This window comes from Aeromonas ichthyocola (assembly GCF_046087985.1).
In the GTDB taxonomy this organism is placed as follows: Bacteria; Pseudomonadota; Gammaproteobacteria; order Enterobacterales; family Aeromonadaceae; genus Aeromonas; species Aeromonas rivipollensis.
In genome coordinates this window covers 271,248-294,189 of the sequence record NZ_JBJSWH010000004.1, presented here as the reverse complement: position 1 = coordinate 294,189, position 22,942 = coordinate 271,248, and the positions used below count along the sequence as shown (strand labels likewise).

At 62.9% G+C, this 22,942-nt stretch carries 13 protein-coding genes and 9 pseudogenes; 13 read left to right on the top strand and 9 right to left on the bottom strand.

Annotated elements, in window-relative coordinates; genetic code table 11:
• Nucleotides 1-26 precede the first annotated feature (26 nt).
• Nucleotides 27-888: pseudogene (locus tag ACF2JD_RS13865) on the bottom strand (LysR substrate-binding domain-containing protein); the annotation flags it as partial.
• Nucleotides 889-1,014: 126 nt separating this feature from the next.
• On the opposite strand from ACF2JD_RS13865, the pseudogene ACF2JD_RS13860 reads away from it, so the two are divergent.
• The 4 genes and pseudogenes from ACF2JD_RS13860 (at nucleotide 1,015) to ACF2JD_RS13845 (ending at nucleotide 4,046) form a co-directional block, all read left to right on the top strand.
• Nucleotides 1,015-1,410 (top strand): annotated as a pseudogene (locus ACF2JD_RS13860) (CidA/LrgA family protein).
• Complete coding sequence (locus tag ACF2JD_RS13855; protein ID WP_440987624.1) at nucleotides 1,404-2,042, top strand: LrgB family protein; 639 nt, start codon at nucleotides 1,404-1,406, stop codon at nucleotides 2,040-2,042. The pseudogene ACF2JD_RS13860 and the gene ACF2JD_RS13855 overlap by 7 nt, the downstream one beginning before the upstream one ends.
• Before the next feature lie 156 nt (nucleotides 2,043-2,198).
• Nucleotides 2,199-3,094, top strand: a pseudogene (locus ACF2JD_RS13850) (hypothetical protein).
• A 75-nt stretch (nucleotides 3,095-3,169) separates the two neighbouring features.
• Nucleotides 3,170-4,046 (top strand): annotated as a pseudogene (locus ACF2JD_RS13845) (hypothetical protein).
• 106 nt (nucleotides 4,047-4,152) lie between these two features.
• On the opposite strand, the gene ACF2JD_RS13840 reads toward ACF2JD_RS13845, so the two are convergent.
• On the bottom strand, nucleotides 4,153-5,391 hold the full coding sequence (locus ACF2JD_RS13840) for a multifunctional CCA addition/repair protein (RefSeq protein ID WP_106885733.1): 1,239 nt from the start codon (nucleotides 5,389-5,391) through the stop codon (nucleotides 4,153-4,155).
• Nucleotides 5,392-5,641: 250 nt separating this feature from the next.
• Between ACF2JD_RS13840 and ACF2JD_RS13835 the strand changes: the two are divergent.
• The 5 genes and pseudogenes from ACF2JD_RS13835 to mltC form a co-directional block, all read left to right on the top strand.
• A pseudogene (locus tag ACF2JD_RS13835) lies at nucleotides 5,642-7,270 on the top strand (ExeA family protein); the annotation flags it as partial.
• 7 nt (nucleotides 7,271-7,277) lie between these two features.
• Nucleotides 7,278-7,946, top strand: a pseudogene (gene exeB, locus ACF2JD_RS13830) (GspB family T2SS assembly factor variant ExeB); the annotation flags it as partial.
• A gap of 202 nt (nucleotides 7,947-8,148) precedes the next feature.
• Nucleotides 8,149-9,222 (top strand): A/G-specific adenine glycosylase, encoded by a 1,074-nt coding sequence (gene mutY, locus ACF2JD_RS13825; protein WP_440987623.1) that lies wholly within the window; start codon nucleotides 8,149-8,151, stop codon nucleotides 9,220-9,222.
• A complete protein-coding gene (locus tag ACF2JD_RS13820; protein WP_025328361.1) occupies nucleotides 9,219-9,491 on the top strand; it encodes an oxidative damage protection protein in 273 nt (90 codons plus the stop codon). Before mutY ends, ACF2JD_RS13820 begins: the two co-directional genes overlap by 4 nt.
• 179 nt (nucleotides 9,492-9,670) lie before the next feature.
• Nucleotides 9,671-10,772: pseudogene (gene mltC, locus ACF2JD_RS13815) on the top strand (membrane-bound lytic murein transglycosylase MltC).
• Between the two features lie 64 nt (nucleotides 10,773-10,836).
• On the opposite strand, the gene ACF2JD_RS13810 reads toward mltC, so the two are convergent.
• Nucleotides 10,837-11,217: a YgiW/YdeI family stress tolerance OB fold protein gene (locus ACF2JD_RS13810; protein ID WP_440987622.1), complete on the bottom strand. Its 381-nt coding sequence runs from the start codon at nucleotides 11,215-11,217 to the stop codon at nucleotides 10,837-10,839.
• Nucleotides 11,218-11,455: 238 nt separating this feature from the next.
• On the opposite strand from ACF2JD_RS13810, the gene ACF2JD_RS13805 reads away from it, so the two are divergent.
• Nucleotides 11,456-12,463 carry an SGNH/GDSL hydrolase family protein gene (locus ACF2JD_RS13805; protein ID WP_171276895.1) on the top strand — a complete coding sequence of 336 codons (1,008 nt, stop codon included), beginning with the start codon at nucleotides 11,456-11,458 and terminating at the stop codon, nucleotides 12,461-12,463.
• Between the two features lie 299 nt (nucleotides 12,464-12,762).
• The gene (gene ompA, locus ACF2JD_RS13800) at nucleotides 12,763-13,794 is read left to right on the top strand and encodes a porin OmpA (RefSeq protein ID WP_163137597.1); all 1,032 of its coding nucleotides are present in this window, start codon (nucleotides 12,763-12,765) and stop codon (nucleotides 13,792-13,794) included.
• A gap of 57 nt (nucleotides 13,795-13,851) precedes the next feature.
• On the opposite strand, the gene ACF2JD_RS13795 is transcribed toward ompA, so the two are convergent.
• The 3 genes from ACF2JD_RS13795 to ACF2JD_RS13785 form a co-directional block, all read right to left on the bottom strand.
• A complete protein-coding gene (locus ACF2JD_RS13795) occupies nucleotides 13,852-14,421 on the bottom strand; it encodes an ABC-type transport auxiliary lipoprotein family protein (RefSeq protein ID WP_440987621.1) in 570 nt (189 codons plus the stop codon).
• Between the two features lie 100 nt (nucleotides 14,422-14,521).
• Nucleotides 14,522-16,168, bottom strand: a complete 1,647-nt coding sequence (gene pqiB / locus ACF2JD_RS13790) for an intermembrane transport protein PqiB (protein WP_163154617.1) — start codon at nucleotides 16,166-16,168, stop codon at nucleotides 14,522-14,524.
• Nucleotides 16,161-17,432, bottom strand: a complete 1,272-nt coding sequence (locus ACF2JD_RS13785) for a PqiA/YebS family transporter subunit (RefSeq protein WP_440987620.1) — start codon at nucleotides 17,430-17,432, stop codon at nucleotides 16,161-16,163. Before ACF2JD_RS13785 ends, pqiB begins: the two co-directional genes overlap by 8 nt.
• 323 nt (nucleotides 17,433-17,755) lie before the next feature.
• Between ACF2JD_RS13785 and hfq the strand changes: the two genes are divergently transcribed.
• A complete protein-coding gene (gene hfq, locus ACF2JD_RS13780) occupies nucleotides 17,756-18,115 on the top strand; it encodes an RNA chaperone Hfq (RefSeq protein ID WP_106885723.1) in 360 nt (119 codons plus the stop codon).
• A gap of 135 nt (nucleotides 18,116-18,250) precedes the next feature.
• On the opposite strand, the pseudogene ACF2JD_RS13775 reads toward hfq, so the two are convergent.
• The 3 genes and pseudogenes from ACF2JD_RS13775 to dapA all read right to left on the bottom strand — a co-directional run bounded on the left by ACF2JD_RS13775 (nucleotide 18,251) and on the right by dapA (nucleotide 21,606).
• Nucleotides 18,251-18,839, bottom strand: a pseudogene (locus ACF2JD_RS13775) (HAD family hydrolase).
• 158 nt (nucleotides 18,840-18,997) lie between these two features.
• Nucleotides 18,998-20,638 (bottom strand): diguanylate cyclase domain-containing protein, encoded by a 1,641-nt coding sequence (locus ACF2JD_RS13770; RefSeq protein WP_440987619.1) that lies wholly within the window; start codon nucleotides 20,636-20,638, stop codon nucleotides 18,998-19,000.
• Nucleotides 20,639-20,733: 95 nt separating this feature from the next.
• Entirely contained in the window at nucleotides 20,734-21,606 is an 873-nt protein-coding gene (gene dapA / locus ACF2JD_RS13765; RefSeq protein WP_440987618.1) for a 4-hydroxy-tetrahydrodipicolinate synthase, read from the bottom strand.
• Between the two features lie 278 nt (nucleotides 21,607-21,884).
• Here dapA and rsmC point away from each other — a divergent pair.
• Nucleotides 21,885-22,914, top strand: a pseudogene (gene rsmC / locus ACF2JD_RS13760) (16S rRNA (guanine(1207)-N(2))-methyltransferase RsmC).
• The last annotated feature ends 28 nt before the right edge of the window (nucleotides 22,915-22,942 follow it).

Below are 22,942 nucleotides of genomic sequence, written 5' to 3'. Positions count from 1 at the left end.
CCACTCAGCCTTCGGGAGCCGAGGGTTCCCTGCTCGCGGCAGAGCGCCAGCCAGGCCTCGGCGGTACGGGAGGGGTCGCGCTTCGCCGAGAAATCACCCCGAGCCGCCAGCTCAGCTCGGGTACCAGCGGTCGCCGATCCCAGGCCATCCGGCGCCAGCCGCCGGCAGATGGGCTCGGGCAGAAGGCGACCCCCATGCCGCTGCGCACCATGGCGGTAGAAAGTCCCACTGGCTGCTGCGCGCCGCCACCTGGGGCTCGAAGCCGGCCACTCGGCACGCCTGCTCCAGCCGCTCGCTCAGGGTGAAGGCCTGGGTGTAGAGCAAGAAGGGCTCGTAGAGCGCCTCCAGCCGGATTTCAGGGCAATCCCGCCAGTGCGGCAGGTCGGGCAGCACTACCTCAATGGGTACTGGTCCAGCTCCAGCGCACTGAGGCGCCCCCTCCCTGGTCGGCGGCGCTGGTGATGGCGGAATCCAGCTCCCCTTCCAGCACCGCCTGCTCGATGCGCCTGCCGCCGTACTCGACGATGGAGAGCTCGACCCTGGGTAGCGGCTGCGGTCGCGCGGATCAGATCGGCATAGACGTGACCCCCGCCATGGGCGGAATGCCGAGCGCCAGCCGGCCAAATTGCAGGACTCTGCAGATCGGCGAGCTCCGCCTCCAGCTGCTGCATCTCGGCCAGGATCGTATTCAGCCGGTTGATCAGCACCCGGCCGCTGTCGGTCAGGGTGAAGCGGCGCACCGCGCGGCTCAGCGGGGCTGACCCAGCTCCTCCTCCATGTTGCGGATCATCTTGCTGATGGTGGGCTGGGTGACGAACAGTTTCTGGAGGCGCGGGTGAAGCTTGTCCGCACCAGTTCGACAAAGTAACGCAGGGCGCGGATGTCCATGGCTCTCTCCTGGCGGAGCGGCAAAACGCCGTCCTGCCTCTTCGCATGATTTTTGATAATTTAAATTCATTTTTTGCAGGTCTGGCCTCTCTCTATACTGTGAGCAAGTTCACAGAAAGACCTGAGATCAAAGCCCTCTGCATTCGCTGGTTCCAGACCCCCTTCCAGATCGCCCTGCTGGCCGCCATCTGGCTGCTGGCGGATCTGGCGGTACGTACCTCCATCTGCCGCTGCCCGCCAACCTCACCGGCATGCTGGCCCTGCTGGCCCTGATCCTGCTCGGCGTGGTCAAGACCCACTGGTTCAGCGCCGGCGCCCGCTGGTTGCTGGCCGAGATGCTGCTGTTCTTGGTGCCGGCGGTGGTGGCGGTGGTCAACTGTCGGATCTGCTGCTGCAGGAGGTGGCGCATCATGGTGGTGCTGCTGCTCAGCACCAGTGCTGGTGCTCGGCGCCACGGCGCTGGTGGTGGACCGGGTTTATCGCGCTGATGAACCTCGCCGCCGGAGTCGTAGGTCATGTTGATACCCTGCTCGGCCTGCTCTGCTTCGCCCTCACCCTGCTGTTCTACTACGCCGAGCAAGTGGCTCTACGGCAAGAAGCGCATCCTGCCCCTGATGCCGCTGCTGCTGGCCCGCCTGCTGGTGGCGGTGGTGATGCTGTTCCACATCCCTATGGGTTGCATGGCCGAATCCCACTGGCTGTTGTGGCTGCTCGAGCGCACCGTCGCCTTCGCGGTGCCGGTCTACGAGAACCGCCAGCTCATTCGCCGCCACTGGTTGTCGCTGTCGGTGGGGGTGGTCGCCTCGGTGGTGATGGCGGTGGGCGGTACCGTGCTGCTGGCCCGCTGGCTCGATCTCCGACATGCTGCAGCGCAGTCTGGCGATGCGCTCATCACCACCCCCTTTGCGGTGGAGGCGACCCGCGCCATCGGCGGCCAGACCAATCTCGCCACCCCTCGTGGTGCTGACCGGCGTCATCGGCATGGCGGTCGGCGAGAGCGTGCTTACCCTGCTGGCCATTCGCAGCCGACTCGGCAAGGGGGCGGGGTTTGGTGCTCGGCGCCGGCGCCGGCGCGCGAGGCGTATCAGATGGGCAACGAGGAGGGGGTGGTCTCCAGCATGGTGATGATGATCGCGAAGGCGCTGGGCTGGTGACCTGCTGGCCCCCTGCTGAACCGGCTGTTGAAGCAGCAGTTGGAAGATTCATGAAGGTAGAGCCGATTTTGCCAGACCAGGACCCAGCCTTGGCGCCACAGCCGCTACACTCAACTCAATGTGACAGCAGTGAGCGGTATGATGAACCACAGAGTGATGATCCTCGGGCTGCTGGCCGGCAGCCTGTTCTTCTCCCCCTTCTGCCGGCCCTGGACATAGGACCCACGTCAGCCCCGAGAGTGAGCGGGACCTGCGCACCCTCTACGGCCAGCAGCTGCTGCAACTGGCGCTGGAGAAGACCCGCGACAGCTTCGGCGACTACGAGCTGCGTCCGGCCCCGCCCATGAGCCGAACCCGGCTGCGTCAGGTGCTGCAGTACAACCTCTACCCCAACCTGCTGGCCATCGACAGCTTCCCGCGCCCGGAGGGGAGCCACGACCTCGACTATGTCCGCTTTCCGGTGGATCTCGGCATCCTCGGCTATCGCATCTGCTTCGTCAGCCCCAAGCAGCAGCAGGCCGTGGCCCAAGTACGCACCCTGCACGAGCTGCAGCAGTTCAGCCATGGCCAGGGCCGCGGCTGGCAGGATGCCGACATACTGCGCAGGGCCGGCTTCAAGGTGCAGGAGGTGGAGGGTTACGAGCGGCTGTTCAAGCTGGTGGTGCGCGGCCGGGTGGATTCGTTCTGCCGGGGGGCCAACGAGCTGCTGACCGAACTGGATACGCACCGGGATCTGGGGCAATTGACGGTCGACCAGCATCTCGCGCTCTACTACCCCTTCATCCACCTCTTCTACAGCCACAAGGACAACCAGCACGCCCTGCGCCGGGTTCGGGCCGGCCTGCAACTGGCCTGGCAGGACGGCTCCCTGCAGGCGCTCTGGCTCAAGACCTTCAAGCCGGCGCTGGATTTTGCCAGGCTGGACCAGCGTCTGCTGTTCAGGCTGGACAACCCCTTGCTGCAAGGGCTCGACTTCGATTACCAGCCCTACCTCTACAATCCCCTCACCCCAGCACTTCGGGCCCGGCGAGCCGGCCAGCGGCAAGCAGTGACTCCGGCTGCTCCCCGCCGCCGCCGGGGAGAGCCACTACACTCAGAGGAGTCTCAGCCTTTCACAGGAGCTCATGATGCACTGGACCCCGCTGCTCGCCCTGCTGCTGGCCCTGCCCGTGCTGGCCAGCCCGACCCTGTTCACCTACATGAGTCCGGAGAGCGAGCATGATCCCAGAAGCACCTATGACGCGAGCTGCTGCGCCTGGCGCTGGAGAAGACCCGCGCCAGCCATGGCGACTACAAGATGCAGGCCGCGCCCCCCATGACCCTGGCCCGGATGTGGGTCAGCCTGCGCTTCAATGACTACCCCAACCTGTTCGCCATGGACAGCTACCGCTCCGACCGGGACATGAGCGGCATCGACTACGTGCGCTTTCCCATCCACCTCGGCATCGTCAGCTACCGCATCTGCTTCGTCAGCCCCGAGCAGCAGAGCGCCGTCGCCGGAGTGACCAGTCTGGCGGGGCTCAAGCGCTTCGACATCGGTCAGGGCAAGGGCTGGCTCGACGTGCAGATCCTGCAGCGGGCCGGTTTCAAGGTGCAGGAGGTGGAGGGCTACGAGCAGTTGTTCAAGATGGTGGCGCGCGGCCGCTTCGCACTCTTCTGCCGCGGGATCAACGAGTTGCCCCAGGAGAAACTGAATCACAGGGATGTCCCCGGGCTGGTGATGGATGAGAACGTGGCGCTCTACTATCCGCTGCCCAGGGTCTTCTTCACCCACAACAGCAACCAACAGGCCATCGAACGGGTGCAACAGGGGCTCAAGGCCGCCTGGCGCGACGGCTCCCGCAGGCGCTCTGGCTGAAGACCTTCAAACCCTCCCTGAGCTTCGCTCACCTCCATACCCGCCGGCTGTTTCGGCTGGAGAATCCCTACATCGAGGGGATCGACTTCAACTATGAGGCCTACGACTACGACCCCGTACAGGGGCGCTTCGGCCTCGGTGAATAGCCGCTTGCCGTGCAGGCGCACGAAAAAGCCCGGGTCAGTGACCCGGGCTTTTTTTGTCCATGCCTCGCGGTCGCTGACGCTTAGCTCATCGACCCTGCAGAGGCGCTTATTCCTCGATAAAGGTCCACTCGTCGCGCACCCGGCTGATGGCATCGAGCCGGCGCTTGGCGAGTTGCTCGCGGATCCCCTCCCCCTTGAAGCCCGCCGCCACTATCTCCTTGACCGGCACAGCCTGGGCCGCCGCCAGGGCCTGGGCCACATAGTCCGGCTGGCTGTAGACCTTCTCTTCGAAACCGGTACGACCGTGGAAGTCGGCGCGGCAGGCATCGAGCAGCTGGGCGAAGCGCTCCGGCCTGCGCCAGGCATCCGCCTTGTCGAACACCTTCAGCAGGGTCGGCGGCTTGAGATCGAAGGCGATGTGGATGTGGGTGTGCAGATCGCTCACCAGCAGGGCCAGATCGCGGCAGTCGTTCGGCACCCTGAACCGCTCGCAGAAATCCCGGATAAGCGGCAACCCTTTCTGGCCGTGGCCGTGATGGCTAGGCCAGAACGCGGGCGGGGTCAGGCCCTTGCCAAAGTCGTGGCAGAGGGCGGCGAAGCGGACCGGCAGATCCGGGGAGCGCTGGCAGGCCTGATCCAGCACCATCAGGGTGTGAATGCCGGTGTCTATCTCAGGGTGCCACTTGGCGGGGGCCGGCACCCCGAACAGGGCGTCCAGCTCGGGGAAGAGCGCCTTGAGGGCGCCGCAGTCGCGCAATACCTCGAAGAAGACCCTGGGGGTCTGCCCCAGCAGCACCTTCTCCAGCTCCTTCCAGACCCGCTCCGGGGTCAGGTGGGCGAGCTCGCCGGCGTCGGTCATCTCCCGCATCAGGGCCAGGGTCTCGGGGGCCACCACGAAGCCCTGCTCATGGAAACGGGCGGCGAAGCGCGCCACCCGCAGGATGCGCAGGGGATCCTCGGCGAAGGCCGGGGAGACGTGGCGCAGCAGCCGCGCCTCCAGATCCCGGAGGCCGCCATAGGGATCGTGCAGTTGCCCGCTCTCGTCTTCGGCGATGGCGTTGATGGTGAGATCCCGGCGCAGCAGATCTTGTTCGAGCGTCACCTCGGGGGCGGCGTGGCAGACGAAGCCGGTATAGCCCTGCCCCTGCTTGCGCTCGGTGCGCGCCAGGGCGTACTCCTGCTGGGTGCTGGGGTGGAGAAACACCGGAAAGTCGCGGCCGACCTGGGTGAACCCCAGGCTCAGCATCTGTTCCACAGTGGCACCGACCACCAGATGGTCCCTGTCCCCCTGGGGCAATCCCAACAGGCGATCACGGACCGCCCCCCCAACCAGATAAATCTGCACGCGCACTCTCCCTCGATAAACCTGCCTCGATGATACCGCTTTTGGCCGTCATAGACGATGTGCCCGCAAGAGGCCCGCCCGCCACCCCGGGAGAAAGCACCGGAAGATGGCCGCTTATTGCCATAATCCGGGCGCGATCACCCCAGGCATTTGGGGCACCGGCTATGATGCCCCTCTTATGGCGTCCGGGTCTTTGACATCCCTCTGGGGAGGCTTTAACCTGCCGCCCATAACAATGGAATGGATCCTTATGTACACACAGTTCTTCGGTCTGTCGGAGCCCCCGTTCTCCATCTCGCCCAACCCCAAATACCTCTATATGAGCGAACGTCACGGGGAGGCCCTCGCCCACCTCAACTACGGGTTGCAGGACGGTGGCGGCTTCGTGCTGCTGACGGGGGAAGTGGGTACGGGCAAGACCACAGTCTCCCGCTGCCTGCTCCAGCAGTTGCCCGCCGAGACCGAGATCGCCTACATCCTCAATCCTTCCCTGACCGAGCGGGATCTGCTGGCGGCCATCTGTGACGAGTTCCAGTTGCCCTATGCCCAGGAGGCCAGCCTCAAGCAGCTGTTCGATCTCATTCGCGATCACCTGCTGGCCAATCTGGCGGCGGGCAAGCGCAGCGTGGTGCTGGTGGATGAAGCCCAGCATCTGCTCCCCGGCGTGCTGGAGCAGTTGCGACTGCTCACCAATCTGGAGACAGACGAGAAGAAGCTGCTGCAGGTGGTGCTCATCGGCCAGCCGGAGCTGCAACAGATGTTGCGCCAGCCCCTGCTGCGCCAGCTGGCCCAGCGCATCACGGCCCGCTATCACCTGCTGCCGCTCTCCCGCCAGGACGTGGATGCCTATGTGCGCTTCCGGCTGCAGGTGGCAGGCTGCGTCCAGCCCATCTTCACCCCCAAGGCGATCCAGACTCTGCATCGCCTCTCCGGCGGCATCCCGCGCCTCATCAACCTCATCTGCGATCGCGCCCTGATCGCCGCCTTCGCCCGCGGCAGCCACAAGATAGTGCACGGCGACATCAGCCAGTCGGCCTATGAGGTGAGCGGCATCCGCGACGAGGGCACCTGGCAGTCAGGTCTGCTGGTCGCGCTGGCCGGCGCCCTGCTGGTCGCCACCGGCTGGTGGGGCTGGCAGTGGTTCGGGGTCTTCCCGACCCGCCCCCTGGTCAAGGTGGAAGTGCCGGTCAAGGTGGATGACACCCCTGAGCAGCAGGAGCAGCTGACCCGCGCCATCAATCAGGCACTGGACCCCGGTGTGGCCATGCAGAATCTCTACAGGGTGTGGGGCTACCAGACCGAGCTGGAGGAGTCGACCTGTGACGACGCCCCCCGCGCCGGGCTGCGCTGCCAGGAGGGGGAAGCCAGCCTGGCACAACTGCAGGCCCTGCAACACCCGGCCCTCATCAGCCTGACCGACGAGACCGGCGGCCTCTACTATGCCACCCTGGTCAGCCTGGGGCCGGACAAGGCCTACTTGCTCATCGGCAATCAGAGCTGGCAGGTGGACAGACAGTGGCTCTCCGACGCCTGGGGGGGCAGTTATACCCTGCTGTGGCGCATGCCCAAGGGCGGGGTGACCCTGATCGGCAGCAATGCCGGTGCGACCCAGGTGCAGTGGCTGGACAATGCGCTGAGCCGCGCCATGCAGCAACCGGATCGCAAGGTGAGCCGCTTCGATGCCACCCTCAAGAACAAGCTGCAGCAGTTCCAGCGCGAGCAGGGACTGACCCCGGACGGCATCGCCGGCAGCAATACCCTGCTGCGCCTGAATGCCGTGGCCGGTGAACCCATGCCGAGGCTGGAGGATGAATCCCAGCGCGCCAGCACACCGGCCACGCTGGATACCATGAACGATGAGGCTATCAACACACTGTCGCTTCCTGATGTCCACCCTGCTCAAGGCGCTGCGGCAGAACCAGCCCCAGTTCACCCCGCATATTCCGGCGATGGGGCTGCCCGTCAGCCAGGAAGAGGAGCAGACCGGCGCTGGATCGGTGGCTGCTGGCCCCGCTGGCCCTGGTGATGGGGGCTGCCGCCAACTATGGCTGGCACCTGCTCAACAACCGCCCCATCGAGAAGACAGTGGAGGTGAAGGAGGTGGTGACGCCCCCCTTCGTGCGGGTCGAGCCCAGGCCCATGATCACCCGTCCGCTGCCTCCGCCCCTGCCAGAACCCGTGGTGCATCCCCAAAGCCGTGCCCAGCTCCGCACCGGCACCCGCCGACAGCAGCCAGGGGCTGGCCGAGCGCATCATGAATGCCCTCAACAACACCCCGCTGGTGGAAGAGACGCGCCCCAGGCCGGAAGAGTCAGGCCATGCCGATCAGCGCCCTGCCGCCGGCACTCCGCCAGCAGGTGCCGCCGCTGGCCTACGGCGCCCACGTCTTCTCCTCCAACCCGGCCAACCGGGCCGTGACCCTGAACGGGCGCACCTACCGGGAAGGCAGCGAGGTCGCCCCCGGCGTCACCCTGCTCGCCATCGCCCAGGATTACATCATCCTGCAGGTGGGCGGCCAGAACGTCAGCCTCAAGGCGCTGCAGGACTGGCACGCTGAAGCGCGCGTTACCAGCCCGAGGCAGCTGGCCACCAATTTCAAGAGGGAGCCTGAGAGCTCCCCTTTTTAATCAATAACATGAGAACAACGTGAGCAATCCGAACAACACCACCTTCGCCAACCGGGCGTTGCACTGGTATCAGCGCCAAGACCGCTACACGTTAGTCAATTTAGTTTTAAATCAATAACATGAGCATAATGTGAACAATTCAGATAACAGCACTTTCGCCACCCGGATCCTGGATTGGTACCAGATCCACGGCCGCAAGACCCTGCCCTGGCAGGAGGACAAGACCCCCTACCGGGTCTGGGTCTCCGAGATCATGCTGCAGCAGACCCAGGTCGCTACTGTGATCCCCTATTACGAACGCTTTATGGCCCGCTTCCCCGATGTGCTGGCGCTGGCCGACGCCCCCATCGACGAGGTGCTACACCACTGGACCGGGCTCGGTTACTACGCCCGTGCCCGCAACCTGCACAAGGCGGCCCAGCAGATCCGCGATCTGCACGGCGGCCTGTTTCCGGAGCAACGGGACGAGGTGATGGCCCTGCCCGGGATAGGTCGCTCCACCGCAGGGGCCGTGCTCTCCCTCTCTCTCGGCCAGCCCCACGCCATTCTGGACGGCAACGTCAAGCGGGTGCTCACCCGCTGGCTGGCGCTGCCGGGCTGGCCAGGCCAGAAGCAGGTGGAGAACGATCTCTGGGAGCTGGCGACCCGCCTCACCCCGCGGCTCGGCGTGGCCCACTACAACCAGGCCATGATGGACATGGGCGCCACCGTCTGCACCCGCAGCAAGCCCGCCTGTGATCGCTGCCCGGTGCAGGCCGATTGCCAGGGGCTGTCGCAGGGCAACCCCACCGCCTACCCCAACAGCAAACCGAAGAAGAGCATTCCGGCCCGCAACGGCATCATGCTGATCATTCGCCACGGCGACCAGCTGCTATTGGAGAAGCGTCCCCCCCAGGGGATCTGGGGCGGCCTCTACTGCTTCCCCCAGGTGGAGTCCCTGGCCGAGATCGAAGGGCGCCTGCAGGGGCTGGGACTCGATGAGACCGACTACCGGGAGCTCGCTGGATTTCGCCACACTTTCAGTCACTTCCACCTCGATATTCGGCCCTTGCTGATCGAAATGGCTGCCCCGCCGCCCCCCTTGCTCATGGAAGCGGATTCCCGACTCTGGTATAACTTACGCCATCCTGCCGAGGTGGGATTGGCGGCCGCCACGGCCCGCCTGCTCGCCTACCCGGACTTACAACCACAGAGGTCAACATGAGCCGTACCGTATTTTGCCAGCGTCTGAAAAAAGAGGGTCCTGGCCTGGATTTCCAACTCTATCCCGGCGAACTCGGCAAGCGGATCTTCGACAACATCAGCAAGGAAGCCTGGACCGAATGGCAGAAGAAACAGGTGATGCTGATCAACGAGAAGAAGCTGAACATGATGAATCTCGAGCATCGCCAGCTGCTGGAAAAAGAGATGGTGAACTACCTGTTTGAAGCGGGTGAAGTGGCCATCGACGGTTACACCCCTCCCAGCCAGTAAACCGAGCCGGCGAGCAGGGCGCAGAGTGCCGAAGCCCGGCATCTGCGGCCATGGGGCTCCCGGCACTGTGCCAATGAGTTGTCCCCGTGATCCAGGTTGAGTGCCCATCGACGGCTGGCCCTCTTCTGGTTCAAGGCAAATGAGTGACGGGCGGCCCCACCGCCCAGTTTGAGGATCTTATGGGTCGAATTTTTTGGCTGCTGTGCGCCCTGCTGTTTCTCTCTGCCTGCTCCTCTTCTCCCAAACCCGGGGCAGAAGACGAGGATCTGGTCAACGGCAAGGACATCCGCGGCTTCGAACACATGATCAGTGCGCTCTCCCATAACGTGAACGAGATATGGGGACGCGAGGCACTGTTTGCGGGCAAGTTTGACTACGTCAAATACACGGATCAATACAAGAGCCGGGCCCACGTCGACTTCTCCAGCGGCCACATCATGGTGGAGACTGTCTCGGGCATAGATCCCCGCGCCCACCTGCGCCGCGCCATCATAGAGACGCTGCTGACCCCGGACGATCCGGCGGAAGTGGATCTCTATTCGGATAGAGAGATCATGCCCGGTGGCGAGCCCTTCCTCTATGGCCAGGTGCTGGACACCCAGGGTCAGGCCATCCGTTCCGGCTGGCGCGCGGAGCGCTATGCCGACTACCTGCTGGCCAGCGCGATGAAGAAACGCACCCTCGGCATCCGCACCATCTTCTTCGTCGACATCCCCATGGTGGCCAACCATGAGGACAAGCGCGGCTACAAGTACGCCAGCATCATCCGCGAGGCCTCCCGCAAATACGGCGTCCGCCGAGAGCCTGATCTATGCGGTGATCAAGACAGAGAGCAGCTTCAACCCCTATGCGGTCAGCCATGCCAATGCCTATGGCCTGATGCAGGTGATCCCGGCCACCGCCGGACGGGACGTCTATGTGCGGGTCAAGGGCAAGAACGGCCAGCCGACCCGGGAGGATCTGTTCAATCCGGCCTACAACATAGACATGGGGACTGCCTATCTGCACCTGCTGCAGACCGTCTATCTGGCGGATATCCAGGATCCCCAATCCCGTCGCTATGCGGTGATCTCCGCCTACAACGGCGGGGCGGGCGGGGTGCTCAACACCTTCTCCAGCAACCGCAAGGCGGCCCCTGACATGATCAACCGCCTCTCTCCCGAGGCTGTCTATCAGGTGCTGACCGAGCAGCACCCCAAGGCGGAGGCCCGTCGCTACCTCTACAAGGTCAATCAGGCAGAGAAGGGGTTCAAGCGTACCGTCGCCGTCCGGGCGGGCTGACGGCAGCCACAAAAACAGCAAGGGCGCTTATGTAGCGCCCTTGCTGTCAGCATGGTCTGCGAACTTACTTGGCGATGAAGCCGCCCTTGCTCTGGGGAGCGGCACCTATCTTCTCCAGGTGCTCGACCTCAACCTCTGTCTTGTTCCAGCTGTGGTCAACCTCGCCGCGGATGCGGATCAGATCGTTCGGGCCCACTTCGACGCCGCGCCACACGTCCCCGTCCACTTCCACTTCCACTTCGCCGCTCTCATCGCGGAAAGTGTAGTTCTCGCCGCCAAGGTGCTTGACCAGCTTGCCTTCCAGGGTCACCCACTGATCATCTGCCACGTCTTTCAACTGCGCGACCGAGACCTTGTTCTGCTCCTGGGGGCCGGTATAGGCCGCCATGGCGAAAGAAGAGACGGACATCAGGGCCACCAGGCCGATTACCTTTGCTTTGTTCATTTTCACGCTCCTGTCATTGGGGTATGCAGGCATCTTGCCCGGGCTGGCGTGAAACAAACGTGAAGCCTCCCCCATCCAGGGGAGACCAGTGTGACCGCAATCGATTTAATGCCCATGGCTTGCTGCAAGATTGTATTCGAGTGGATACCGTGCAGCCTGGCAACAGGGGTCCCCAGCCCCTTGCCTTCGAGGAACAGCCCGCGGGCAGCGCCTGCATCCACTCAATGAGAACAGCAAGATGAACAAATGGCTTCTGTGTTTACTGGGGCTCTTCGCCCTGACGGCCCATGCCGCCGAGACGCGTCCCCCCTTCTCCCGCATAGTGATGTTCGGCGACAGCCTCTCCGACACCGGCAAGATGTACGGCAAGATGCGCGGCTATCTTCCCTCCAGCCCGCCCTACTACCAGGGCCGCTTCTCCAACGGCCCCGTCTGGCTGGAGCGGCTGACCCAGCCGTTCCCGGGGCTGAAAATAGTCAATGAAGCGGAAGGCGGTGCCACCGCCGTGGCCTACAACAAGATCTCCTGGAATCCCAAGTATCAGGTCATCAACAATCTGGACTATGAGATCACCCAATTCCTGGAGAAGGACAGCTTCAAGGAGGACGATCTGGTGATCCTCTGGGTCGGAGCCAACGACTATCTGGCCTATGGCTGGAATACCGAGCTGGACGCCAAGCGGGTGCGCGACGTCATCAGTGACTCGGCCAACCGCATGGTGCTCCATGGGGCAAAGCAGATCCTGCTGTTCAACCTGCCGGATCTGGGCCAGAACCCCTCGGCCCGCAGCCAGAAGGTGGTGGAGGCGGCCAGCCATGTCTCCCGCTATCACAACGAGCTGCTGCTGAACCTGGCACGCCAGCTTGCCCCCACCGGCATGGTGAAGCTGTTCGAGATCGACAAGCAGTTCGCCGAGATGCTGCGGGATCCGCAGAATTTCGGCCTGAGCGACACCGAGAACGCCTGCTACGGCGGGGGCTATGTGTGGAAGCCGTTCTCGTCCCGCAGCGCCGCCACCGACAGCCAGCTTGCCCCCTTCAATGCGCAGGAGCGCCTCGCCATCGCCGGCAACCCCTTGCTGGCTCAGGCCGTTGCCAGTCCGATGGCTCGCCGCAGCGCCAGCGAGCTCAACTGTGAAGGCAAGATGTTCTGGGATCAGGTCCACCCGACCACGGCCGTGCACGCCGCCCTGAGCGAGCGCGCCGCCACCTTCATCGAACGGGAATACGAATTCATCCCCCAGTGATAGGCAAACTGATGCAAGAAGCCGACTTCACGTCGGCCTCTTTAATGGTGTCAGTTGTTTCCCAACACGAACCAATAAAACTCGTATGACACTCATCACAGAATCGGGTCATACCCCCACGGTCATCAGCCGACTCCTCTATGATGCACATTGTTATCACAATATGTTTTATATCAGTTGCTTGTGATTTTAAAAAAGCGAGCTACTTTTAAGCGAGTTGCGGCTCGAAAAAGGCCCAACCCATGAGGCGAGGCGATATCCATTCGATCTCTCCCACAGACAAATTGCAGAGGCTTCATATGAACAAAACACTGATTACCTTGCTGGTTTCAGGCTTGCTTGCGGCCAACGCTCAGGCAGCCGGACAAGACAATACCTGGTATGGCGGTGCCAAACTGGGTTGGTCCAACTTCTACGGCGTCGACGAGAGCAACAGCATCTCCACCGAAGACAAGGATGACGACGAAGTGGGCGCCGGTGTCTTCGCCGGTTACCAGATCAACCAGAACCTGGGGATCGAACTCGGTTACGACTACCTTGGCAAGCTCAAATACAACGGCACCCGGAATGCGGCCGTCTTCAACGACGATGTCGAGGCGCAGCTGGCGCAGCTGACCCTGAAGCTCGGCTTCCCGGTAGCTGAAAACCTTGATCTCTATGGTCGCGTCGGTGGTGGTTACGGCTGGACCAGCAGTGACAAGCTGGACAACGACAACGACTTCACCTTCGTCGGTGCACTTGGCGCCGAGTACGCCTTCAACCTGGACTGGGCAGCTCGCCTCGAGTACCAATACAGCACCCCTTACGGCAGTCGTGAAGACACAGGCCTGCGCATGGACAACGGCCTGCTCTCGCTGGCCGCCGTCTATCGCTTCGGCCAGGTCCCGCCGGCCATGCCGGTTGCAGCCCCGGCCCCGGCACCCGAGCCCGTGGTGGTCGACAAGCAGTTCACCCTGAGTTCGGATGTGCTGTTTGACTTCAACAAGGCCACCCTCAAGCCGGAAGCCGGCCAGGCACTGGATACCCTCTACACCCAGATTGAGGAAGCCAGACCCAAGGATGGCTCTGCCACCGTCATCGGCTATACCGACCGTCTCGGCTCCGATGCCTATAACCAGAAGCTGTCCGAGCAGCGCGCACAGACAGTCGCCGACTATCTGGTTGGCAAGGGGCTGCCTGCCGGCAAGGTCAACGTGGAAGGGCACGGCGAGAGCTCTCCTGTCACCGGCGAGAGCTGCACCAACCAGTCCAGGCGTGACCTGATCGTCTGCCTGGCCCCGGATCGCCGGGTAGAGGTCAAGGTACAAGGGGTATCGGAAGTTCAGCAATAACCCCAGCGTCAGATAACAAAACGGGAGGCCCAGGCCTCCCGTTTTTCATTGTCCCGTTCAGCCACGGGTGCGCACATCCGCCGCTATCTGATCGAGCAGTTGCTGCCAGCCCTGCCCCAGCTCGTCGACCAGGGCACCATACCCATCGGCCGGCAAGACCCGCTCCTGCTGGAAGGGTACGTCCCGCAGCACCACTCCCTCCTCCGTCAGCAAGCGCCAGCGACCGCTCAGCAGGGCGCGGCCATCGTGCCGTCCCTGGAAGCGTTCAACCGAGATGGTCAGCACGGGTCCCTTGCGGGCCCCATCCTGCCGTATCACCCAGCCCGGCAGCCTGCTGGAGAGGCCATTGAGGGTAAGCTGGTTCAGCTGGGCATCCAGCGAACCCGCCCAGCGATGGTACTCGGCAAAGTGCAGCTCCTTGCCCTCCAACTGATAGACCAGACTCATCCGATCCAGCTGGCCAGAGAGGGCGACGGGACGCAGCACCAGCTGGTGCCGGGGCTGCGCCGTGACGCCGTTCGACTGCGGGATCTCCGCATCCAGCGAGTAGTAGTGCAGTGCCGTAGGGGCTGCGCTGCATCCCGCCAGCAGGCCCAGCAAGGCCAGGGTCATCATCCGTTTTTTCATCATTTTCCTCGCTTAGGCTCAGGATCCTGGGGGAATGGATGCGGTCGAAGATCTACGAATTTGGCCTCTCGATTAAGGGTTGGCAAAGTCAGAGACATCATCATTTTCCTCGCTTGGGCTCAGGGTCCTGGGGACGGGAGCGGTCGAAGATCAGCGAACTGGGCTGCTCGTTCAGTGAATGGACCAGGGGTTGCAACTCCCCCATCAGCTGATTGAGAGACTGCACCGACTGACGCAGCTCCTGGTTGGTCTGGGAGCCGGCATCATAGGTCTGCAGGGTCTCCTGCAACTGCTTGAGACTCTGGTTGAGCGACTCGGGCAACTGCTGGGTCGAACGCTGACCGGTGAACTGCTCCAGATTGGCACTCACGGCCTTGATGTGCTTGAGGGTCTTGTCCAGGGTAGCCAGGGTGGTATTCACCTGCGTCAGCGTGGTGGCCATGTCCATGTCGACGAACTTGTCGAGGATGAGGTTCACCTTGCGCTCTATCTGATCCAGCCCGGCCTGCACCGTCGGGAACACCTGATAGCCTGCCAGCTTGATGGGCTCATAGGCGGGGGCATCCGGATAGAAGTTGAGATCCACTACCTTGCCGCCGGTCAGTAGACTGGACGTCTTGAGGCTGGCCCGCAATCCCTCCTTGAACTGCTTGCTAAACAGGGCCCGCCACTGCTCCCGCTCCGCGTTGGCGTAGCGATGGGAGAGGCGCTGTACCTCGATGCGGGCCAGCACGGGGATCTGCCGGCTCTTGAAGATCTGCACTCCCTTGTCGTCGATGAGGTAGGGGGCAGAGATGACGGTGCCGACCCGAATGCCGCGGTACTGCACCGCCGCCCCGGGGTGCAGGCCACCCACGTTGTCCTCGAACAGGAAGACGTAGTCGATGAACTGATCCAGGCTACCGGCCAGCACGCTCGCCTCGTCCTGGAACAGGGTGAAGCTGTCCATCTGCTTGACCGGCTCACCGGGTGTCCAGCCTGGCGGCAGCCCCATGGTGATGCCGCCGTCCAGCAGGCTCTCCAGCGAGTCCATCTTCACCTTCATCCCCTCACTGCTCATGGAGACCTCGAAGCCCGGCGTCAGCCAGAAGCGGGAGTTGCTGCTCACCAGGATGTCGTAGGGGGCATTGATAAAGAGCTGGTACTGCATCTCGCTCTTCTCTGGCAGGAACTTGGCCTCTTCTATCTGGCCTATGGTGAAGCCCTGATAGCTGATAGGGGAGCCGACCCCCAGGGCACGCGCATCGCGGCTGCTGAGGGAGAGCCTCAGCCCCTTGGCGTCCACCGAGGCGAGCGGGGGCTTGTCCAGCATGGCGTATTCACCGCGCGCCTTGCCCTTCTTGCCCGGGGCGAGTTCGATGTAGGCCCCGGAGAGCAGGGTGCCAAGACCCGATACCCCTTCCCGTCCGACCCTGGGTTTGACCACCCAGAACTGGCTGTCCTTCTTGAGCATGCCGGCGGCGGCATTGGTCAGACGGGCCTTGAGCACCGCATGGCTGTAGTCATCGCTAAGCTCCACCGCCTCGATGCGACCCACTTCCACCTCGCGGGAGCGGATCACCGTCTTGCCCGCCACTATGCCCTCGGCGGTGGCGACCGTCAGGGTGAAACTGGGGCCCTGTGAATACCAGTGCTGGAACAGCATCCAGGCTCCGATGAACAGCGCCAGCAGTGGCACCATCCAGATAGCGGCGGCCGAGCTCATAAAGTCAGAGCCCGGTTTCCACCTCGTCTTACGCTCACTCACGTTCGCGCTCTCCTTGTTGTAAATCCCAGATCAGGCGGGAATCGAAACTCATGGCGGCCACCATGGTGATCAAAACGACCCCGGCAAAAGCAATGGCCGCGGGGCCCGGGTAGATGGTCATCAGATTATCGAGCCGGATGAGGCCAGCCAATATGGCCACCACGAAGACGTCGATCATCGACCAACGTCCCACAAATTCGGTCATGCGATAGAGCTTGAGCTTGCCAAGGGGAGAACCGATCCGGCCACGCTGCACCATGTAGCAGAGCCACAGCAGTGCCAGTATCTTCACCAGGGGCACCACCACGCTGGCGAAGAAGATCACCGCGGCTATGGGGTAGGAGCCCATGGCCCAGAGCAACACCACACCACCCATGATGGTCGAGGGGGTGTCGTCCCCCAAAAAGACGGTGTCCATGATGGGATAAAGGTTGGCAGGGATATAGAGGATCACCGAGGTGATGAGCAGTGCCCAGGTGCGGTTCAGGCCGCCCGGCTTGCGGTGATGGAGATGATCTCCGCAGCGCGAACAGCTATGGGCATCGCCGTCATTGAGCGCGCCGCAGATGTGGCAACCCACCAGCCCGCACGCCAGGGCACTGGCTTCGGGATCCAGTTCCCTCGCTTCGGTCGGGCCGAACAGCCGCTGCCACAGCCACATCCTGTCCAGGGACGAGATCATCTTGATCAGCAGCACGGTGTAGCCTACGAAGGCCCAGAACGAGAGCCCCATCTTGACATCCGCCATGCCCATCAGCTTGACCAGGGAGATGAGCACCCCGATGAGGAAGACATCCACCATCAGCCAGGGTTTGATCCGGCACAGCAGTCGGCCGAGGGAGCGCAGGGCATTGCTGTGCAGATCCTTGTCGAGCCGCCAGAGCACCAGCATGATGGAACCGATATAGACCAGCGGCAGGCCGATCAGGGTCAGGCTCAGCACGGCCCCCAGAAACAGATAGCCCTGATCCACCAGGGTGGTGATGCATTGCAGGAAGGTCATCTCCTGCCCCACCCCCTTGGCCGAGAAGGACATGAAGGTGAAGGCGTTGGAGAGTACGAACATGATGAGCGCCGCAAAGCCATAGGCGATGGGCCTGCGCTCCTGCTGCGGCAGGTGTGCACTCAGGGTGTGACCGCAACGGGGACAGCTGCTCGTCTCCCCCACGGCCAACGCGGTGGCCGGCACCAGCAAGTCACACTCTTCGCACGCGGTCGCGTCATGGGTATAGGTAATTGGGTGTTGGTGTGAAACCGGATGCAAGATAAGACCCCAGCATGAGGCCGCGAACGGCCAGAGGCGCCAATTATTGCAGCCACCGCAGCTAACCACCAGCCCTGTTCATGTACAGGGCCTTAAGGGACGCGAGATACATGGGCATAGGCGCGGCCTGGAAAGGGGGTCTTGTCGCATCGATCGACTCTGCATCCAGGGAAGAGGGGCATATTTATCTGCATATTTGCTCAAGCCCATGCACATCAGCCCCTGTTCACCGATGCTTTGGCGGCGGGGTGAGAATGACTTTGACAAGCCTGTGACCATTTAGCACAATCAAACGCCACTTTTTTTCCGCGGGACAATAATTTATGACAACTGAATCCCCAAGCTACTCCACCATCGAGCAGGCCTTCTCTCTTGGGAACGGGCAAGATTCTGCCCTCAACTGGTTGCGCAAGAACCGCAGTCAGGTCGCCATCTTCCTGGTGAGCGGCATCAAGCTGGAGGGGACCATCAGCGGCTTCGACCAGTACAGCGTGCTGTTGACCGATGCCCATGGCAATCAGCAACTGGTCTACAAGGCCAAGATCTCCACCATCGCCATGCACTCAGGTCGCCCGGCGGTCAGCATCCAGCGCGCCCGCAAGCCACGGGTCTCCATGGCCCCGCGCCCCCACGGCGGCCCGAGCCGTTATGACGACAATCAGGGCGGTAGCAGCGAGCAGTGATGCTCGCCTCCTCCTCGCTCTGAGCTTGCCGCTGCGTCAATCGGTGACGACGCGCATCCCCACTCTCATGTCATGCCTGTCCCGTATGAGAGTGGGTCTTCTCCCCCAGGCGGCCTCGATGGCCAACCAGTTTGCTCAGTAGGTCAATCCGACCGGCTTCCCTTCCTTGACCATGCACACCTGCATGCCCGCGGCCTCACCGGCCTGCGCCCCTATGCCAGTGTCCTCGAACACCAGACAGCCCTCAGGCTCGACTCCGAGTCGCTGTGCCACCAGCAGGAAGGTATCCGGGTGGGGTTTGTGCAGCTCCACATCGTCGGCGGTCACCACCACGGGGAAGTAGCGATCCAGCCCGGTATTGCGCAGCACGGCCTCGGCATTGATGCGGGGTGAACCCGTGCCTATGCCCATGGGGATGAGGCCGTGATAGCGCCTGACCAGATCCAGCATGGCCGGGAGGGGTCGCCTTGTGCAAGTTGGCCACATAGTGCTCCGTCTTGCAACGCGTCACCACCAGCGGATCCAGCGCTATCTGCTGCACCTCGGCCACCAGCAAGGCTATCTTGCGACTGGGCATGCCACCCAGCTCATAAAACCAGTCGGCATCGAACTGAAAGCCAAACTCGCGGGCGGTATGCTCCCAGGCGGCCAGGTGCAGGGGCATGGAGTCCACCAGGGTGCCGTCGAGGTCGAAGACCAGGCCTTGAAATCCGGAGAGGGTCATGGTGCAGGATCTGTCTGTGAAAAATGGGCCCCCATTCTAGCCAGACCCGGGGATCATCGCCACGCATCAAGGGGCGAGAAACGCTTGCGACCACATTTATGCCGAGGAAGAGGGCCGCCGCCCTGATGCCGTGACAAAGGAGGGAGGGTGGGCCCGAGTCAGCGATAGGCCAGGGTACAGGCCCGCCCCTGCGATTTGGCGTGATAGAGCGCCTGATCCGCCTGCTCGGTCAGGGTCTGCCACCCCTTGTCCGAGGAGGGGATCAGATAGCTGAAACCGATGCTGACGGTGAGCGTCGCCGCCACTCGGGAGGCCGGATGGGGGATCTGCAGGGTTTCCAGTCCCTGGTGGATCTGCTCCGCCAGTCGCTCCGCCTCCCCGGGTTGCGGGGCGCACAGCAGTATCACGAACTCCTCGCCGCCATAGCGGGCCACCAGATTGGTGCGCCGCCGCTCCGTCTCCTGCAGCAGGGCCGCGACCCGTTGCAGGCACTGATCCCCCTTGCCATGGCCGAAGTGGTCGTTGTAGGACTTGAACTCATCCACGTCTATCATCAGCACCGCCAATACCCCCTGATGGCGACGGGCCCGCTCCCACTCCCGCTCCATGGTGATGTCCCATTGACGGCGGTTGGCGATACCGGTCAGGGGATCCTCCAGCGACAATAAGGAAAGACGCCGGTTAGCCTCCTCCAGCGCCCGGTTGGTGTCGGCCAGCTGCCGGGTCCGCTCCTGCACCCGCAGCTCCAGGTCACGGTTGAAACGCTCGAGCGCCGCCTGGGTGCGCTGGCGGATCAGCAACTGGGAGAGCACGGCGGCATACTGCTTGAAGATCTCGCTTTGATACGCCTTGAGCGGGCGCCGCCAGAGCAGGTTGTCGGCGGCGATCCAGCCGATGGGGGTGCCCCCGTCCCAGAGCGACACCATGGCATTCCAGCCGCGTCCCACCTCCTGCTTCTCGTAATAGAGCGGAGTGTCTTCCAGCACCAGCACATAGTCCTTGCGGCGCAGCGCCTCCTGCACAGTAGGGTGCTCCGGAATGGGGCTGATGAAATGGCGCTCGTCGATGAGCTCGCCCGCCTCGTTGGTGCCCCAGGTCCCGTGCATGGTCTTGAATTCGCTGTCCGTCAGGAAGATGGCGATGCGATCGAACTGCAACTCCTGGCGCGCCAGCACCACGGCATCGTGCAGCAGGCGATCCTCGCTGTCACAGCGCGACAGCTTGACCCCCACCTGGTGCAGCGCCTGCAGCATGCTGAGGAAGGAGTCCTGCAGGGCCTGGCTGCGGACGAGGTCAGCCTGGGTGTTGATCCGCTGATCCCGCTCCAGATCGACCTGACCGGCCAGCCGCCGGCTCTCCAGCTCGGCGGCGAGGTAGTGCATCAGCAGTTGTATGCTCTGCTGCTGGCGCCTTGGCAGGCGATCGAGGCGGCGCCGGGTTTCCAGATAGACCACGGCCTCCAGCCCCTTGTGGCGTTTGAGCGGGAAGCAGGCACGCAGGCGCGGGACCTCAGGCTCGACGCTCTCCCAGATGGCGCTGGTCGGCGCGATGGGCTCCACCAGCAACTGGCCGAGATCGAGGGAGCGCTCTATGAAGAGGAGAGGCAGGTCGAGGGAGCTGAGCAGATCGGCGCTCAGGCAGAGCAAGCCCTGCTCGGGCCTGTAGTGATAGAGCTGGGGCGTCGGCGCCCGCAGCCACAGATAGATCTGCTCGGCCTCGGTCTTTTCTCTGACCGCGGCCAAGGTCACTTCACAGAGATGTTCAAAACTGGTGAAGTGCTCCGGATCCCATTCTTGCATGCCAATTCATCCTTGGTTGTATCCAAGCGAGTATATCGGCAAAGCCTGGCCATTAATTGACCTGGCAGTCAAAAGCGAGATCCAGAGCCCAGTTTTTACAACAGATTCAACGCCTGCATGGCGGCGCGGATCCGCTCGCGGGTAGCGTCAGACAGCGGCATCACCGGCAGACGGCACTCCTCGTTGCACAGGCCCAGCAGGGAGACCGCGTACTTGGCACCCGCCGGGCTCGGCTCGGCGAACATGGCCTGATGCAGCGGGATCAGCTTGTCCTGCAGCTCGCGGGCGGCTTGCCACTCGCCGGCCAGGGTCAGGTTCTGGACCTCGGCCACCAGCTTGGGGGCCACGTTGGCCGTCACCGAGATGCAACCCTGACCACCGCCGATGTTGTAGGCGACGGCGGTGGCATCTTCACCGGAGAGCCAGGCAAAGGGCTTCTTGATGAGCTGGCGTTCGGTCCAGGGGCGGGCCAGATCGCCGGTGGCGTCCTTCACGCCGGCGATGCGCGGCAACTCGGCCAGGCGGGCCAGGGTCGCCGGCTGCACATCGACGATGGCGCGGGGCGGAATGTTGTAGACGATGATGGGTTTGGTGGTGGCATCATGGACCGCCTTGAAGTGGTGGAACAAGCCTTCCTGATTCGGGCGGTTGTAGTAACCGGCCACATGCAGGGTGGCATCCGCCCCCATCTGCTCGGCGAAACGGGTGTATTCGATGGCTTCGACCGGGTTGTTGGACCCCGCACCGGCGATGACAGGGATCCGTCCCGCCACCTGCTTGACCACCAGCTCCACCACCCGGCAATGCTCGTCGTGGGTCAGGGTCGGGCTCTCCCCCGTGGTACCGACCGGCACTATGCCATGGGTCCCCTGCTCTATGTGCCACTCCACCAGGCGAGCCAGTGCGGCCTCGTCCAGCTGGCCCTGTCGAAATGGAGTGATCAGGGCAACTATCGAACCTTGAAACATGGGATTTCCTTCTCCTAAACAGATGGATTGGTCAATAAAAAGCCCCGGTACGGGGGTCGCTACCGGGGCTTGAATCGTCTCAGGGATGAGAGGTTACGCGCGCACGCCAGCAGGCCCGAATGTCAGGCTGTGTTTATGCTTTCGTTTCGATACGCATGACCGCATTGCATCATCTCTGGATAAATAAGGTGTCTGGGCATATTTCGGGAACACAGCATAAATGTCAAGGCGAAAGCGGCCATGTATAATGGCCGCCCAAAAAAGCGTGGAGAGTCCCAATGAGCCGTCCTGTCAGTGCCGTCAGCCAGATGCTGGAACGTAATCAAGCCCTCTTTGTCGGCAAACGGCTGTTGGTGTGTGGCGCCATGGAAGATGATTACCCTCGTCAGCTTGCCCGAGCTGGCCGACACCCTGACGGTCTTCACCACAGACTACTGCTATTTCCTCAGCCAGCAGGCGGCCCTGGGTGAGCGCATCCTGTTCGATCACCAGCTCGGCGGCGCCCCTCGTTTCGATGCCCTGCTGCTGCTGATGCCCAAGGCCAAGGCCGAGGCGCAATATCTGCTGGCCATGATGGCGCCGCTGCTCGAAAGCGGTGCAGACCTGTTCCTCGCCGGCGAGAACCGGGGCGGCATCAACGGGGCCGACAAGCTGCTGGCCCCCTATGGCGAGAAGCCGATAAAACGCGACTCGGCGCGCCGCTGCTCCCTCTATCATGGCGAGCTCGGCAAGCCGGTCGCCCCCTTCGAGCTGGATGCCTGGTTCAGCCGCTATGAGTGCAAGGCCGCTGATACCGAGCTGACCGTCATGGCACTGCCGGGGGTGTTCAGCGCCGACGGGCTGGATCTCGGCAGCCAGATGCTGCTGGCGAGCCTGCCCCCCATGCAGGGCAAGCTGCTCGACTTTGGCTGTGGCGCCGGGGTCATCGGCTCCATCTTGGCCAAACGCAACCCGGCACTGACGGTGAACATGGTAGACATCAGCGCCCTGGCGCTCGAGTCCAGCCGCCGCACCCTGGCGGTCAACGGCTTGCAGGGACGAGTCTATGCCTCTGATGTCTATTCCGATATTGCCGAAAGATTCCAACATATCGTCTCGAATCCCCCCTTCCATGCCGGGCTCAAGACCTTCTATGCCGCCACCGAAACCTTCCTGGCAAGGGCCCCCGAGTTTTTGACCGCCGATGGCGCCCTGACCATAGTCGCCAATGCCTTCCTGCGTTACCAACCTATACTGGATACGCACTTCAAACGGACCGAAGTGATAGCCAGCGATGGCAAATTCAAGGTGTATCTGAGCAAAGCCTAAATAAGTGCAACGGTTGTAATAAAACAAG

Excerpts from the sequence above, each read along its gene's own strand:
- ACF2JD_RS13855 (WP_440987624.1), top strand. The coding sequence starts at position 1,404 with ATGTTGATACCCTGCTCGGCCTGCTCTGCTTCGCCCTCACCCTGCTGT.
- ACF2JD_RS13820 (WP_025328361.1), top strand. The coding sequence starts at position 9,219 with ATGAGCCGTACCGTATTTTGCCAGCGTCTGAAAAAAGAGGGTCCTGGC.
- ACF2JD_RS13810 (WP_440987622.1), bottom strand. The coding sequence starts at position 11,217 with ATGAACAAAGCAAAGGTAATCGGCCTGGTGGCCCTGATGTCCGTCTCT.
- ACF2JD_RS13805 (WP_171276895.1), top strand. The coding sequence starts at position 11,456 with ATGAACAAATGGCTTCTGTGTTTACTGGGGCTCTTCGCCCTGACGGCC.
- ompA (WP_163137597.1), top strand. The coding sequence starts at position 12,763 with ATGAACAAAACACTGATTACCTTGCTGGTTTCAGGCTTGCTTGCGGCC.
- ACF2JD_RS13795 (WP_440987621.1), bottom strand. The coding sequence starts at position 14,421 with ATGAAAAAACGGATGATGACCCTGGCCTTGCTGGGCCTGCTGGCGGGA.
- hfq (WP_106885723.1), top strand. The coding sequence starts at position 17,756 with ATGACAACTGAATCCCCAAGCTACTCCACCATCGAGCAGGCCTTCTCT.
- ACF2JD_RS13770 (WP_440987619.1), bottom strand. The coding sequence starts at position 20,638 with ATGCAAGAATGGGATCCGGAGCACTTCACCAGTTTTGAACATCTCTGT.
- dapA (WP_440987618.1), bottom strand. The coding sequence starts at position 21,606 with ATGTTTCAAGGTTCGATAGTTGCCCTGATCACTCCATTTCGACAGGGC.